The following is a 15,661-nucleotide window of genomic DNA, read 5'->3' on the forward strand; positions in this document are numbered from 1 at the left end:
AAGGACGCTAATGATTCATTTAAATTTCAGGATGTTAGGTTTACGCAAATGAAGTTTGTACAAGAACATCTACCCTCCAAAAGTGGGTTTAACAAACTCCCCTCAACATCGACGTTGAGTGAAGCGAACTGGGTATTAGTTTTCGGCTCAGTTAACCGTTTTAGCGAACGCAACTTTGCCAGTCAGATACAAAAACGCTATCCCAATGCACAAATTATTGGTTGCACCACATCAGGTGAAATCACTGGAGACGGGGTGTTTGATGATAGCGTGCATATCACCGCCATGCATTGGCAGCGTAGTCAGCTCCGTTTTATCTGCAAACCGGTAAATAGCATGGAACAGTCTCATGCGTTAGGTGCTCAGATTGCCAACGAATTAATTGCCCCGGATTTAAAAGGTGTGTTTGTACTCAGTGACGGCCTCAATGTTAATGGTTCAGAGCTGGTCGAAGGTTTGCAGGAAGTACTACCTAACACGCCCATAACGGGCGGATTGGCCGGCGATGATGCCAAATTTACCAAGACATTGTTACTGAATAATGATCAAATCAAAGATCGTATCGTAATAGCTGTGGGTATTTACGGTAAAGACGCTATTGTGACCAGTGGTGCATTAGGGGGCTGGAAACCCTACGGCCCTCCAAGACGTATTACTAAAGCCATTAAGAACGTTGTCTATGAAATGGATAACAAACCCGCTTTACCACTGTACAAAATGTATATCGGCTACTACGCCAGTGAATTGCCTTCTTCAGGTCTAAATTTTCCGTTCGCCATCATGGATGATAAAAACGTCAATGTGATACGGACATTGCTGTCAATTAATGAAAAAGACAACAGCATGACGTTCGCCGGCAATATCGCCGAGGGATCCACAGTACGTTTTCTAAAATCCGATCACGACCAACTTGTTGCCGGAGCCAGCGACGCCGCACGGCAGATTTTATTGAAGAAAGTGGATATCAACGATAAAGCCCTGGCCATCTGTGTCAGTTGTGTGGGTCGTAAACTGGTGATGGAAGATCAGGTTGCAGATGAGGTTTACGCAGTGCAGCGTCTGCTGGGAATGCAAACGGGTATCACCGGCTTTTACTCCAATGGAGAAATCTGTTCCGGCGAGGACGATAGTCACAGTCAGTTACATAACCAGACCATGACTATCGCTTATTTAAGCGAACATAACGCCTAACATTCAGCTGGCATACTTTCTTTCTATGCCAGCTCTCTTGCCGCGGCCAATAAGGCTAACCGCGCAATTACGCCATAAGCATAAAATCGGTTAGGTTCGGCATCCGGTTTATCAAATTTGTCTGGAGTAATACAGGATTGGGCAAATGCCAATGGCTCGAAGTGCATTCCCGGCGCATTAAGATTTTCATCAATTCCGCGGCCGGTATGCACACGATAAAAGCCACCAATAACAAAATGATCCATCATATAAATAACGGGTTCCGCAACAGCTTGATCTTCACCCAGCGTTTCAAAGGTATAAACCCCTTCCTGAACTAAAACATTATCCACAACCAATCCTTCTTTGGCTGAGGACATCTTAGTGCGTTGTTTGCGATTCAGGTTCAAAAGCTCATCAGCACTTTTGACCATCATAATACCCATTCCGTAGGTTCCAGAATCAGCCTTCACCACCACAAATGGTTCGCGGTCGATACCGTATTGATCGTATTTATTCTGAATTGCAGTGAGCAATGTATTTACATTGCGCGCCAAACATTCCATGCCACTGCGTTCCATAAAATTTACTTCGCCGCATTGCAATGTCAGCGGTGAGACCAACCATGGATCAATATCAAGCTGCTCAGCAAAAGCATGTGCCACCATCGAATAGTGGGTGAAATGATCCGACTTCTTGCGCGTCGACCAACCTGCTTTCAGTGGTGGCGCAAGTTGCTGCTCCAAACCTTCAAGGATCGCTGGGCGACCCGCAGACATATCATTATTCAACAACACCAGACACGGCGAAAAATCGCCAATTGCTACTCGATTACCCTGGCGTTCCAATGGCGAGATTTCACATGTTTTTCCTGAGGGCAATTCGACTTGTATGGTCTCACTGATATCTTCACGCAAGCTGGCAATGCGCGCCTCCAAACCGGCTTTTTCGAAAATGTCTCTTAATGTTTCGACGCTTTCCATATAAAACAGGTTACGAGTATGGTTTTCTGCAATGATCAATACCCGGCGGGCTTTTGGGCATAGCCGTTCCACAGCAGCCTGTGCCGCTTGGACACATAAAGGCATAAATGCCGGATTCAGATTATTAAATCCTGCTGGAAATAAATTGGTATCGACCGGGGCAAGTTTAAAGCCGGAATTTCGCAGATCCACTGAAGCATAAAAAGGCGCCGGCGTTTTCAGCCATTGCTCACGCAACCAACATTCAACATCGGCCTGCCGCTCCAATAAATGTGATTCTAATTCCAGTAATGGTCCATTAAGGGCAGTAGTTAGGTGCGGTACGGCTGATGTCATGTTGTACTCTCTGAATCAATATTAAGTGCGGCTGGCCGGGCTATGAGCATTTAACTTTAATCGTCGCCACTGTGATGGTAACGAAAGATAAATAGACCCTAGTTACTGTGATATGGGACACAGATTGGATATTTCAAGTCATACATACTCTTCCATGCGTTTAGAAATGAAGGAATAACAGTCCCCGACCTCGAAAGTAGTCACTAGCCTGACGATCAAAAATGGGTTATCTTCAAGGCTGATTTTAATCGAATGTGTCAGGCTGTAGGTACTAATGACCGTGAGTGAGACTTTATCAGAATTTTCAGGCCTTAAGGTGATGGTCATCGATGACAGCAAAACGATTCGCCGTAGTGCTGAATCCCTGCTGCAGAAAGCAGGTTGTGAAGTATTGACCGCGGATAATGGTTTTGAGGCATTGCCTATCATCAGTGGACAGCATCCCGATATTATTTTTATCGATATCATGATGCCGCGACTTGATGGATATCAAACCTGTGCATTGGTCAAAAACAATCCCAAATACCGGGATATTCCAGTGGTGATGTTATCCAGTAAAGATGGTTTATTCGACCGCGCAAAGGGACGGGTTGTGGGAGCAGAACAATATCTGACAAAACCTTTTACCCGCGACGATTTATTGGATGCGATACGGACGCATTTGCTCGACAAAAACAAGGACGCGTAGATTTTATATGGCTTTAATTTTGATAGCCGATGACTCGCCAACAGAAGTGTATGTATTACAGAAAATGTTGGAAAAAAACGGTCATGAAGTCATCGTCGCCACAGATGGCGAACAGGCCGTTGCAATGGCGCAATCCCAATTACCTCAATTAATTTTGATGGATGTAGTTATGCCAGGTTTAAATGGTTTTCAGGCTACTCGTCGGCTGACTAAAGACAGTGCCACTGCACATATCCCTATTGTGATTGTCTCATCTAAACACCAAGAAACCGATCGAATGTGGGGCATGCGCCAGGGCGCACGAGGTTACCTTGGAAAGCCGGTAGCCGAAGACGATCTGATATTACAAATAAATGAATTGGTGGAAGTGTCAGCATGACCACAATGGATAATCCGGCAGATATCATTGCCATCCTCAAGGATATCGAACGTCGCAGCCAGCAGCGCATTGCCGGCTTATCACAGCAAGACAATATGGAAGGGGCCTGGACCGCCATCGGTTTTCGTCTGGACAACTTGCATTTGCTTATTCCGCTCGGCCAATCACGCGAAGTTTTTCCACTGCCCCAACAGATCACCCCTGTACCAAAATCACAGCCCTGGGTGGTTGGCATGACCAGCTTGCGTGGTGATTTACTTCCACTTATCGACTTAAACCTGTTTCTCCAAGGCAATAGCAGTCCGACGGATAAACGCAAACGCGTTATCGTTTTGAATCATCCTGAGTTTTTCACCGGATTGATTGTGGATGAAGTGTTCGGCCTGAAGCATTTCCAACGCCAACCGGAACCGGCTGATGCCAGACAACACATGCATCTGAAGCCTTATTTGCAAGGTCGACTTTATCAGCAGGAAACCTATTGGCATGTTTTCAGTTTGCTTAAATTAGCTGAAGATCCCAGATTTTTGAATGCAGCCGCTTAACGATTTTATTTCAGGACTCGCCCTATGAACGCCACCAGTAAACTGTTTTTTTCTTCGCTGCTCAGCGGCAAAAATCTGTTTTACCTCATCTTGATTATTATTTTTACTGGTTTAGCACTTGCAGGGATTTGGTTACTTGTAACCGGCCAATCTGCTTTGATTTATCCCGATCCTTTGGTCACGGCCGGCATCAGTGGAGTGAGTGTCATTTTAGCGGTCTTATTTGCCTTGATCGTGGCTTATCAGCCACTCAGCAAAATTAAACGCTCTATGGACGAAATGGAACTACAAAACCGCCATAACCAGGATGCGATTTTGCGCTTGCTGGATGAGATGGGCGATTTGGCTGATGGTGACCTGACCGTGACCGCCACCGTGACTGAAGATATCACTGGTGCCATTGCCGACTCTGTCAACTACACCATTGACGCGTTACGCAGTCTGGTGGCCCAAATCAACTCCACCACCTTGCAGGTTGCTTCTGCAGCGCAGGAAACCCAGGCAACTGCTTTACATTTAACCGATGCCAGTGAGCATCAGGCACAACAGATTTCTGAAGTCAGCTCGGCCATTACCCAAATGGCCGCCTCTATCGAACTGGTTTCTGAAAATGCCAGCCAATCTTCTGAAGTTGCGAAGCATCGGTAAGTCTTGCTGTTCAGGGTAACGGAGCGGTGAAAAAAGCTATCCATGGTATGGATACCATTCGTGAACAAATTCAGGAAACCTCTAAACGGATGAAACGCTTGGGTGAAAGCTCACAGCAAATCGGTGAAATCGTTGAACTGATTAACGACATCGCTGAACAAACCAATATTTTGTCTCTGAATGCAGCCATTCAGGCTGCCATGGCCGGTGAAGCCGGGCGAGGTTTTGCGGTTGTTGCCGACGAGGTTCAACGACTTGCGGAACGTTCAGGCAGTGCCACCCGACAAATTGATGCTTTAGTTCGCACCATCCAGAGTGATACCAGCGAAGCGATCAGCTCCATGGAGCAAAGTACCGCTGAAGTGGTTTCAGGAGCACGTTTATCACAAGATGCCGGTGCTTCTTTGGAGCAGATTGAAACGGTATCTCAACAGTTAGCGGAATTGATCAACAATATTTCCAGTAATGCGAAACAACAGGCTACGGCGGCAATTAGTACATCCGAAAACATGAGTGTGATTCAGGAAATCACTATGCAGACTTCAACCGGTACCAATGAAAGTGCGGCGGCGATCGGTAGACTGCTCGAACTGACAAACGAATTACGTAAGTCAGTCTCTGGTTTCAAATTACCTTAATACAGCCTGAGCCGGCGGAGAAGCGCATATGACCCAACCCAGAGGCAACTACAATGCCCTGACATGGCTGCAGGAAGAACTGCAGAAGTCACTCGCTGCAGCATTGCAATCGGTTCAGACCTATATCGAAGATCCTCAGCAATCAGAGTCATTGAGCCGCTGTGTGGAGCATCTTTATCAGGTTAACGGCACCCTGGAAATGCTTAATCTTGATGGTGCCCAGATGCTTGCCGCTGAAATGCAATCCATTGCTGGCTATATGCGCTCGTTTCCGGAAGATAAACAAAACCTTGCTTTGGAAACATTAACCCGCAGTCTTATCTTATTGCCAACGTATTTACATAAGTTGAATGAGAAGTTTCCAGATAACGCTTTGTGCGTATTGAGCCCTATCAATGAATTGAGGCTGTTGCGTGATAAGCCAGCGATTGCAGAAACCGAGATATTCCAGCCGGATCTCACCGTTGAACTGCCTGAAGGAATTGCACCGGATCCTGCTCGAATTGCTCCGCCGCTAGATCTGGAAAGACATAAAATTGCTCATGTCTTTCAACACCTGCTGTTGACGTGGATGCGTGAACAAGATGACAAAAGCCTGCGTAAAATGCGTGGTATTTTGCGACATTTACGGTTGCAGTGTTTACAGCAAAAAACCACTTTATTCTGGTGGGTGGCAGAAGCTTTATTGGAAGGACTGGTTCATCGTGGGATTCGTGATGATGCCTTCGCTAAACAGCTTATCGGCAAAATGGCCTCTCCCATCAGACTGGTTTGCGAGGGTGATGAAAACTCATTACTTGCCGGCTATCCCGACGTTTTATTAAAACAACTTTTGTTAGTAGTGGCCCGGGCAACCAGTTATGGCCCATTAGTCACCGGAGTGAAACAAAGCTTTGAACTGACGTTTTATGATCAGGCTTCGCAACTGATTGGTCATAGTGATTCTGCGTTACAAGAAGCTCAGAATGCCTTACTTGAACAACTCGAAGAATTAAAAGAACGGATTAGCCAGTTTGATACCGCTGAAGATCAGGCTGATGAAGCGGTCAACGATATCAGTGTGCAATTGCTGAGCATGGCGGATACGCTTTCTCTGCTTCAGCACCAACAACAAAGTGATCTGTTACATAGCCAACATACCGCACTGCAAAAATGTCTGACCACAGACAAGGCTTACCATGACCAACTGGCCCTGCTGGCTGATGATCTGCTGCAAATCGAAGCACGGCTCAGACAAACCGATGCCTCGGATGCCATTCACCGCCAGCTTCAAAAAACCGTATTAAGTGAATGTCTTAACGAATTAGCCAGTATTAAAGAATTATTGATCCTGCAATCCAATCAGCCATCTGACGATATCGATGCGGTGAATGAAAACTTTACCAATAGTTTAAGGATGTTGGCGGGTAGTCTGGATATTTTGAACATTGGTAAAGCCGCCGAATTATTTACTTTTCTAGCGAATAAATTTGTTGATGAGACGTCATTATTATCGTCCGAACAATCCCAGCAGGATCTGGCCGAGATATTAACCTCCGCAGAAATTTATCTGGAAAATCTGCATCGCACCGGCCAAACCGATGAAAACAGTCTGCAATCAGCCTTGCAACGCATGCAACACTTCGGTCAAATTCCGACGGCGCAAAGTCCAACTAATGAAACCAACACGACAATACCACTAGAAATATCTGTCACCGCCGCTGATAGCAATGATGAATATTCGCCGGAAGCCATTGAGTTACTGGATTTTGATTTATCTGTTGCTGAGGATTTCTCAGAGGAAGAAACCGAAGCCGAAGCATTGCCATTGATCGATTTTGTTCCCACCCCAATTGAGCTGGATGATGCTGAAACGGATACTGTGGACCAAGCTCTGGACTTCATTGATATCGAAGTGCAACCACCACAAAATATCGAATCCATTGAACTACAACAAACCACTGAAAACGAATCTACTAATGGCTGGCGATTTGCCCCGCACATTAATAGTGAAATTGCTGAAGTGTTCGTTGAAGAAGCCAATGAGGTTTTAAATGATTTGCAACTGTTGTTGCCGGCCTGGTGTGAAACTCCGGAGGGCGGTGAATTAAGCACTATCAGAAGGCATTTCCACACCCTGAAAGGTAGTGGCCGGATGGCAGGGGCGGAAACTATCGCCAACATGGCACAGGCGATCGAACATTTATTAAATCAAGTGTTGGATGGTGAGTTGAAGGTTTCGGATGAAATTATGGCGTTAGTCATGGAAGCAGTACCCGAAATACAAGACTGTTTACAGTTATTTACCCAAGCACAATCTGACTTTACTCAATCAGCAGAAGCGCTAACCATTCTAGCCAGACAGCTTAATGAGCAACACAGTGTACTGGACGGCCTCCAAGCAGAAACTGTCGCTGATGAAGATGAAGAAGACCAGGCTTTGCAGGATATTTTTTATCTGGAAGCAGAACAACACCTGCAAACCTTATTTGCCGAAACCGCGATTTTGCAAGCCGGTAAAGTCATTAATAAAACTATGCTCAGCGCAGCGCATTCACTTAAAGCTGCGCCAATATTGCCGGTGTAAAACCGGTTGCTATTATCGCTACCCAGCTGGATCAGACATTTCGTAATCTCTATCATCAGCAGCAGCAATTCACTGAAGAATCTGTCAGTGATTTGAATGACATCATTATTGAACTGAGTCAGTTACTGCAGGCAGTCAAAACCAGTTCCGATGAACCTGATATTCGTTTACTGGATCGCCGGATCTTTGAGCTTTGCCCACAAAAAGTCGATTACTCTCATAGTGCACCGCTTGATCCCGAGCAGCTTGTCAGCTTCCTTGAGGAAACTGATGGTTTACTTAATGATTACAGTCAGCAACTTGAACAATGGCAGCACACAGATGACGAAGCACCACTGTCATTACGCCAAACATTAAATACGCTTGCTGAGAACGCTGAAAACGCGTCATTGCAGCAACTTGCCGCGCTTTATCAATTGATGCAGCGATTGATCATGCATCCTCAAAGTCGGAGCAATAATCTCAAAGCATTGCTTGATGAAGCGTTAGAAATTGTTAATGACCAGATTGAAGCACTAATCCAACATAAAGTACCGGCTGATTTCACAGCTTTCCGCGAGCAAATTCGTTCTACGTTAACGGCTTTAGACAGCGTGTCGACCGTTGAAGTCGATCCGGAAATTCTCGAAGCCTTCACCGAAGAAGCCGCAGAATTATTGATATCCACCGACCGAGCCATCAAACAATGGCAATCGGAACCGAATAACCCAGCAGGATCAATGCAGTTACAGCGTGATTTACATACGCTAAAAGGTGGTGCCAGACTTACCGCTACCATGGCAATGGCTGATCTGACACATCAAACCGAGACATTGGTCCTGTCGGTAACAGATCGCCCAGAAAATCCGGATGAAGGTTTCTTTAATTTATTACAACGCTGTCAGGATCGGCTGACAGAAATGCAGGAACAACTCGCCAGCAGAAGCATTATTCCTGCGGCAAATGACTTATTGCAGGATATCCAGCAATATTCTGGTTATGTGCCAGCTGATATCGACAATATGGATACGCTGGCAGATTCACCTGCATTTATTGAACATTCCATGCCGGATATGCAAAGTATCAGCAGCGCTACTCCGGCAACAACTAAAGCCAGCCCACAGAGTTCTGAAAAAATCAGGGTTCGCGCCGACTTGTTGGATTACCTGAGCAACTTTGCCGGCGAAGTCAGCATTACCCGCGACCAGGTTACCCAGCAGCATGGTGTGATGCATCTGCAGCTTGAAGAAATGGAAGAAACCGTTGCCCGTTTGCATGAACAATTACGCAAACTGGAAATAGAAACTGAAACCCAGATCCTGTTCCGTTACGAAGATACGGTTCAAGATACCAATGCCGAATTTGATCCATTAGAGCTGGATCGTTTTTCGACAATCCAACAGCTATCACGCAGCCTCACCGAAACCGTTAACGACTTGAATAACATCAGCCGTTCGATGGGTAATCTGATGCGTGAGACCGATATTTTATTACTGCAGCAATCCCGGTTAAATACGGACTTGCAACAAGGCTTGATGCACACCCGTTTGCTGCCATTTAATTCGATAGTGCCTCGACTGGAAAGAATCGTCAGACAAACCAACAGTGAATTGGATAAACAGTCTCAATTACTGGTCAGTGGTGCCGATTTAGAATTGGATAGAACCATCCTTGACCGGCTGGTAGCACCGATTGAACATATTCTGCGTAATGCCATCGCCCATGGTCTGGAAACTGCTGACGAACGTGGGCAACATGGAAAAGATCCCGTTGGTCGATTGCAAATCACCATGCAACGTGAAGGCTCTGAGGTGTTAATCACCATTTCTGATGATGGTCAGGGACTGAATATTGAAAAAATCAAACAGCGTGCAATCGATCAAAACTTAATTGACCCGTTTAACATTCCTAACGAGCAATCACTGATTCAATTGATCCTGACTTCAGGATTCAGTACAGCCGACAAGATCTCACAACTTGCCGGCCGTGGAGTTGGTATGGATGTGGTCAGTAACGAAATCCGTGCCCTTAAAGGTCGTTTATCCATCAGTTCTCAACCTGGCAAAGGCACCCAGTTCCATCTGCGATTGCCATTAACGCTGTCAGTGATGCAGGCCTTATTGATTTCGGTAAATCAACAGCAGTTTGCGGTTCCATTATCTGCGGTTACTGCGGGCGAACGCATTAGCCTGCAACGCATACGCGAATTAATGGCTCAGGAAAAACCAACTTACACTTTCCATGGCGAACATTATGACTTTGTGCCGTTAAGCAACCTGCTCGGTCAGCCACTGAATTTGCTCGACAATCTGCGACAACAGATGCCGTTGCTGTTATTCCGTAGTGGCGATGTCAAAGTTGCACTGGCTGTTGATAATATCGATAGTAATCGTGAGATTGTTATTAAATCCGTCGGAGCACAACTGGGGCAGATTGACGCGATAAATGGTGCGACTATTCTTGGTGATGGTCGTGTTGTATTTATCCTCGACATCCCGACGTTAATTGATAGCTATCAAACGCCAACCGGAACCTCTAATCTGCAACAGGCCAGTGAAAGCTATCAACAGGTGGCGCCTGACCGTAAACCTTTGGCGATGATTGTTGATGACTCAATTACCATGCGTAAGGCAACTGGCAGCCTGTTAGGTCGCCTGGGCTTTGATGTGGTGACCGCAAAAGATGGGGTCGAGGCGCTGGCACAACTTTATGAGCAAACTCCTGATATCGTTTTATTAGATGTGGAAATGCCGCGCATGGACGGTTTTGAATTCGCCTCGATTATTCGTAACGATGTACAGTTTAAACACCTGCCGATTGTGATGATTACCTCGCGTACTGGCGAAAAACATCGTCAACGCGCTATGACTATCGGGGTCAATGCCTATCTTGGTAAGCCTTATCAGGACGATGAGCTGATCATCTCAATGAAACAACAGTTGGGTAACCGCTATCCTGCTGAGCAACGATAAACATAACAAAGGCAAATATGAGCAAAGAATCTGATTTCATTCATTGCATGTTGATTCCGCTGCGACAACATTATCTGTTGCTGCCGAATCCAACCATTGCCGAAGTTATTCCATTACCGCGGCTTACGGATAGTGACATCGATTCTGTCTGGTATATCGGCCAGTTTTTTTGGCGTGATTTACCATTACAGGTGATAGATCTCGAAATGTTAATCGGCAGTGGACAACAGAATACTCGGCAAATAAATAAGCTTTGCGTGATTAATGGCATTAATAATGAAGCAAAAATCAAACATTATGCGGTTGCCTGCTGTGGTGCCCCACAACTGATAACAATCAATGAAACTGCGCTGCAACCTACCCACGATATTGTTGATTCGGACTGGCTACATTGTCAGATCAAGATCGGCTCCAACGTGGCTTTTATTCCAAAATTAGACAATATTGAAACTCATCTGCAAAACAGTTTGTCCGGTAATACATCGTCTGACAATTTGCTTTAAGATACCCGCATGAAAAATCACATCCGTATAGCTATGCTGCTAATGCTTGCAGCCTTTTTACCTGTTCAGGCCATTGCCGCAACAGATATCAATCAACAACGCAAAATCTATCAGCAAGCCAAAAAAGCGCTGCAAACGCATCAGCTTGCTCAGTTCAGACAGTTACGCGAGCAGCTGGGCGATTATCCGCTGCAAGAATATCTGGATTATTTATATCTGCAGCATCGGATAAACGATTCAGAAGCCGCAAATATCAAACGCTTCCTGCAGACACGGGAAGAAAGTTTTTTCAAAGCCCGGTTGCGTAGTGCCTGGCTGGATAAACTGGCAAGAGATCAGCAATGGCAACAATATCTGGAGTTTTATCAAGGCTCCCAGTCCGCAGCACGTGAATGTCATTATGCACGCGCTTTAATTGCCACCAATCAACCACAAGCTGCTGTTGAAGCATTTGAGAAACTTTGGCTGGTGTCGACTTCTCAAGATAAAGCCTGTGATCCAGTATTTCAGACGGCAACCCAACGCGGCTGGTTGACCGATGATTTGCGCTGGCAACGAATGATGTTGGCATTACGTAACCAACAGTTCCCGCTAGCCAATTATTTAGCTAAAACTGTCCAGCAGAGTGGGACTGCTCAAGCCTGGGCAAAGCGCTGGGAAGATATTCATAACAATCCGGTCAGCTTGCTTTCACAGTTACCTGCAGCGGCGCCAAGTCAAGGCGTGTCTCTGGCTCAGGATGTGCCGATGGCCAGAGAGATCATTGTTTATGGTTTAAAACGTCTGGCAAGACAAGATTTCGAGAAAGCCTATTTTCACTGGAAACGTTTGCAAAACAGCTATTTGTTTTCAATTGATGAACGCCATGATGTGCAAGGCACTATTGGCATGTGGGCGGCCTTAAATAAAGACGAGCGAGCGCTCTATTTTTATGGCGACACGCCCAATCACCCATGGCGAGTTCGTGCAGCCTTATGGCAACAAAACTGGAAAGAAGTACAAAAAGCCATCGGCAGTCTGGATGAAAATGTTCGCCAGGAAACCCGCTGGCAATATTGGTTGGCCAGAAGCATGGCTGAACTTGGCCAGCGTACTGAAGCTGAAGCCATATGGCGGACCTTAGTGGATGAACGTGATTTCTATGCTTTCCTCGCAGCTGATAAAGTTGGCGCAGAATATGAAATGAATCATCACCCGATTGTCGCCGAAGCCTCGGAAAGTAATGGCATTGTGAATTCCGCTTCAGTAAAACGCATGCGTGAGTTTTATCTGCAGGATGAATTACTGGATGCCCGCCGCGAAGCCTATTTTCTGCAGCAGACTTTGACATCACGTGAATTGCAGATTGTCGCAAATGAAACTCACAAATGGGGTTGGCACAATCAAACCATAGCGCTGCTGGGCACTGCACGCTATTGGGATGCCTTGGATTTACGTTTCCCGGTGCTTTATGGCAACGAAATGCGACAAGCCAGTGCCAATGTCGGTGTTGACGCGTCATGGCTGCTTGCCATTGCCAGACAGGAAAGTGCCTTTAATCCTCAAGCACGTTCTCATGCTGGTGCGATGGGTTTGATGCAAGTCATGCCAGCGACCGGCAAACAAATAGGTGGTTGGCTCAATAAGCCGTTAAAACAGGATTCTGAACTCTACAACCCAGCCCGCAACATTGAAATGGGCAGTTTTTATATCCGCCGTATGCAAGATCAATTTCAAAGTAATCCCGTGCTGGCAACTGCCGCCTATAATGCCGGGCCGCATCGTGTTTCGCGCTGGTTACCGGAACAAACCATGCCTGCTGATATCTGGGTAGAAAATATTCCGTTTACCGAAACGCGCCGTTATGTCCGTGCAGTATTCAGTTTTGCTGCAACCTACGACTATCAGCTAGAAGTTCCCATCAAGCGAATGTCAGAAAGGATGCCTGCCGTTCGCCCCAGAACGCGTTAACCTATCAATATGCAAATATTTAAAGTAGGTGGCTGTGTTCGGGATCGCTTACTGGGTTTACCGGTAAAAGACCGGGACTGGGTTGTGGTTGGTAGCAATGTTGAGGAAATGCTCGCTCAAGGATTCAGACCGGTGGGCAAAGATTTTCCGGTTTTCCTGCACCCAAACACGCACGAAGAATATGCAATGGCACGCACTGAGCGCAAAACTGCGCCTGGTTACCATGGCTTTGAATTTCATGCCTCCCCGGAAGTCACCTTAGAAGAAGATTTGGCCAGACGGGATTTGACCATCAATGCAATGGCAGAAGATGCCCATGACAATGTCATTGATCCTTTCGATGGACAAGCCGATCTGCATAATAAAATTCTCCGTCATGTGTCTCCGGCTTTTGTTGAAGATCCCGTGCGTGTCTTACGTCTGGCACGTTTTGCAGCTCGCTTCGACTTTCAAGTTGCCGATGAAACCAAACAGTTAATTTCCCAAATGATCGCTAATGGCGAACTGGAACACCTGGTCGCAGAACGCGTATGGCAGGAATTAGAAAAAGCTCTGTTGAGCGAACAACCATCGTTGTTTTTTTACTGCCTGCGTGAGGTGGGAGCCTTGAAGACTCTTTTTCCGGAAATTGATCGACTGTTTGGTGTCCCGCAAATCCCTAAATGGCATCCCGAAGTGGATACCGGTGTACATGTAATGCTGGTATTGGATCAGGCGGCCAGACTCAGTGATGATCTGGCCGTACGTTTTGCCGCGTTATGCCATGATTTGGGTAAAGGCACGACACCAGAGGATATTCTGCCAAGTCATAAAGGCCATGAAGCCCGCAGTATAGCCTTGACTCAACAACTGAGTGAACGCCTGCGGGTGCCACGAGAAATCACCAGCTTAGCAATAAAAGTAGCTGAATTTCATACGCATAGCCATTTGCTATTCGAGTTATCGGCCGCTGAAGTGTTAGCTGTATTTGAAGGTCTGGATGCGTTTCGCAAACCGCAACGGTTTTCACAATATCTGTTGGCCAGTGAAGCCGATTTCCGAGGACGCCCTGGATACGAAGATGCGGATTTACCTGAAAAAGCGGCTTTTCAAGCCTGTTTTGATGCTTGCCGAGAAGTGAACGCCGCACCGTTTATAGCAAAAGGCTTACAAGGCCCTGCAATCGCTGCCGCCATTGCGGAAAAACGTTGTCAGATTATCGATGAAAAGCTTGAGCCGTTTCGTAAAAAACACTGAGACAGCAGCAGGCTGACTGTTACAGCGCTAAGTGCATGACGTATACTATTTTCATTTTTTATCAGACAGGATCTTTTCATGAGCAGCCAAATCTCCGCCAACTGGACCAGTGTTAACGCCGCCTGTCAGCCTCTGGTTGATAAATTAATCGACAATGCTCAAGCCTTGCAATTAGAAATCAGCTATTTATCCAACGGTACTCGCGTAGTTGATGCCGGCATCAAAGCCAATGGTGGTTTAGAAGCAGGTCGTTTGATTGGCGAAATCTGTATGGGCGGATTAGGCACAGCCACACTGGGCAGTAACAGTGGTTTTGCTGAATGGCCCTGGTCAGTTAATGTGCATGCTAAAACTCCGGTCTTAAGCTGCCTGGGCAGTCAATATGCTGGTTGGAGCCTGTCGCATAAAAGTGAAGATGTTAAATTCTATGCACTGGGTTCTGGGCCAGGTCGTGCGTTGGCTGCTCGTGAAGAATTATTCAAAGAATTTGGCTATCAGGATAAAGCGGATTCTACTGTCATTGTGCTCGAAGTCGACAGCATGCCGCCAGTTGAAATCGCCGAGAAAATTGCTGACAACTGCGCCATTAAACCGGAAAACCTGACATTAATTCTGACTCCAACCACCAGTCTGGCGGGAGTAATGCAAATTGCCATTCGTGTACTCGAAGTCGCTATGCATAAAGCACATACCCTGCATTTCCCTATGGATAAAATTGTCGATGGTTTTGGTACAACGCCTGTTGCACCGCCGGGTGGCGACTTCATGACTGGCATGGGCCGCACCAACGACGCCATTCTTTATGGCGGTACTGTGCACCTGTTTGTGAACAGCAGCAACGATGAAGCAAAGGATCTGGCTGAAAAAATGCCTAGTAACACTTCGTCAGATTATGGTCGCCCATTCGGCCAGATTTTTAAATCGTATGAATACGACTTTTTCAAAATTGACCCAATGCTGTTCAGCCCGGCCAAAGTCATTATTACCAGCACCCAAACCGGCAAGAGCTTTACTGCAGGTGAGTTGAATGCTGACTTATTGAAACAATCCTTCGGGTTTTAATATTTG

The 15,661-nt window shown here is 46.2% G+C and carries 13 protein-coding genes; 12 read left to right on the forward strand and 1 reads right to left on the reverse strand.

What is annotated here, in order from left to right:
- The first annotated feature begins 48 nt into the window (after positions 1-48).
- On the forward strand, positions 49-1,191 hold the full coding sequence (locus tag A9E74_RS00205) for an FIST signal transduction protein (protein WP_069294665.1): 1,143 nt from the start codon (positions 49-51) through the stop codon (positions 1,189-1,191).
- A 23-nt stretch (positions 1,192-1,214) separates the two neighbouring features.
- Here A9E74_RS00205 and gshA read toward each other — a convergent pair whose 3' ends face one another.
- On the reverse strand, positions 1,215-2,489 hold the full coding sequence (gshA, locus tag A9E74_RS00210) for a glutamate--cysteine ligase (protein ID WP_069294666.1): 1,275 nt from the start codon (positions 2,487-2,489) through the stop codon (positions 1,215-1,217).
- Positions 2,490-2,769: 280 nt separating this feature from the next.
- Between gshA and pilG the strand changes: the two genes are divergently transcribed.
- From pilG to mch, 11 genes are all read left to right on the forward strand, one after another.
- The gene (pilG, locus tag A9E74_RS00215; RefSeq protein ID WP_281198070.1) at positions 2,770-3,177 is read left to right on the forward strand and encodes a twitching motility response regulator PilG; all 408 of its coding nucleotides are present in this window, start codon (positions 2,770-2,772) and stop codon (positions 3,175-3,177) included.
- Between the two features lie 7 nt (positions 3,178-3,184).
- Positions 3,185-3,556, forward strand: coding sequence for a twitching motility response regulator PilH (gene pilH, locus A9E74_RS00220; RefSeq protein WP_069294668.1), 372 nt, complete (start codon positions 3,185-3,187; stop codon positions 3,554-3,556).
- Entirely contained in the window at positions 3,553-4,101 is a 549-nt protein-coding gene (locus A9E74_RS00225) for a chemotaxis protein CheW (protein WP_069294669.1), read from the forward strand. The genes pilH and A9E74_RS00225 overlap by 4 nt, the downstream gene beginning before the upstream one ends.
- A gap of 24 nt (positions 4,102-4,125) precedes the next feature.
- On the forward strand, positions 4,126-4,749 hold the full coding sequence (locus A9E74_RS14850; protein WP_281198071.1) for a methyl-accepting chemotaxis protein: 624 nt from the start codon (positions 4,126-4,128) through the stop codon (positions 4,747-4,749).
- 26 nt (positions 4,750-4,775) lie between these two features.
- The gene (locus A9E74_RS14855) at positions 4,776-5,387 is read left to right on the forward strand and encodes a methyl-accepting chemotaxis protein (protein ID WP_281198072.1); all 612 of its coding nucleotides are present in this window, start codon (positions 4,776-4,778) and stop codon (positions 5,385-5,387) included.
- A 28-nt stretch (positions 5,388-5,415) separates the two neighbouring features.
- Positions 5,416-7,953, forward strand: a complete 2,538-nt coding sequence (locus A9E74_RS00235) for a FimL-related protein (protein ID WP_069294670.1) — start codon at positions 5,416-5,418, stop codon at positions 7,951-7,953.
- A gap of 92 nt (positions 7,954-8,045) precedes the next feature.
- Positions 8,046-10,904: a hybrid sensor histidine kinase/response regulator gene (locus tag A9E74_RS00240; protein WP_069294671.1), complete on the forward strand. Its 2,859-nt coding sequence runs from the start codon at positions 8,046-8,048 to the stop codon at positions 10,902-10,904.
- A 17-nt stretch (positions 10,905-10,921) separates the two neighbouring features.
- Complete coding sequence (locus A9E74_RS00245) at positions 10,922-11,407, forward strand: chemotaxis protein CheW (RefSeq protein WP_069294672.1); 486 nt, start codon at positions 10,922-10,924, stop codon at positions 11,405-11,407.
- A 9-nt stretch (positions 11,408-11,416) separates the two neighbouring features.
- Positions 11,417-13,357 (forward strand): transglycosylase SLT domain-containing protein, encoded by a 1,941-nt coding sequence (locus A9E74_RS00250; RefSeq protein WP_069294673.1) that lies wholly within the window; start codon positions 11,417-11,419, stop codon positions 13,355-13,357.
- 9 nt (positions 13,358-13,366) lie between these two features.
- Positions 13,367-14,593: a multifunctional CCA addition/repair protein gene (locus A9E74_RS00255; protein WP_069294674.1), complete on the forward strand. Its 1,227-nt coding sequence runs from the start codon at positions 13,367-13,369 to the stop codon at positions 14,591-14,593.
- Between the two features lie 78 nt (positions 14,594-14,671).
- Positions 14,672-15,655 carry a methenyltetrahydromethanopterin cyclohydrolase gene (gene mch, locus A9E74_RS00260; protein WP_069294675.1) on the forward strand — a complete coding sequence of 328 codons (984 nt, stop codon included), beginning with the start codon at positions 14,672-14,674 and terminating at the stop codon, positions 15,653-15,655.
- The last annotated feature ends 6 nt before the right edge of the window (positions 15,656-15,661 follow it).

Origin of the sequence: Methylophaga muralis (assembly GCF_001720165.1) — a bacterium.
Taxonomy (GTDB): domain Bacteria; phylum Pseudomonadota; class Gammaproteobacteria; order Nitrosococcales; family Methylophagaceae; genus Methylophaga; species Methylophaga muralis.

Coding starts and splice junctions, on each gene's coding strand:
- pilH (WP_069294668.1), top strand. CDS start 3,185: ATGGCTTTAATTTTGATAGCCGATGACTCGCCAACAGAAGTGTATGTA.
- A9E74_RS00245 (WP_069294672.1), top strand. CDS start 10,922: ATGAGCAAAGAATCTGATTTCATTCATTGCATGTTGATTCCGCTGCGA.
- A9E74_RS00250 (WP_069294673.1), top strand. CDS start 11,417: ATGAAAAATCACATCCGTATAGCTATGCTGCTAATGCTTGCAGCCTTT.
- A9E74_RS00235 (WP_069294670.1), top strand. CDS start 5,416: ATGACCCAACCCAGAGGCAACTACAATGCCCTGACATGGCTGCAGGAA.
- gshA (WP_069294666.1), bottom strand. CDS start 2,489: ATGACATCAGCCGTACCGCACCTAACTACTGCCCTTAATGGACCATTA.
- A9E74_RS00205 (WP_069294665.1), top strand. CDS start 49: ATGAAGTTTGTACAAGAACATCTACCCTCCAAAAGTGGGTTTAACAAA.
- A9E74_RS00225 (WP_069294669.1), top strand. CDS start 3,553: ATGACCACAATGGATAATCCGGCAGATATCATTGCCATCCTCAAGGAT.
- mch (WP_069294675.1), top strand. CDS start 14,672: ATGAGCAGCCAAATCTCCGCCAACTGGACCAGTGTTAACGCCGCCTGT.
- A9E74_RS00255 (WP_069294674.1), top strand. CDS start 13,367: ATGCAAATATTTAAAGTAGGTGGCTGTGTTCGGGATCGCTTACTGGGT.
- A9E74_RS14850 (WP_281198071.1), top strand. CDS start 4,126: ATGAACGCCACCAGTAAACTGTTTTTTTCTTCGCTGCTCAGCGGCAAA.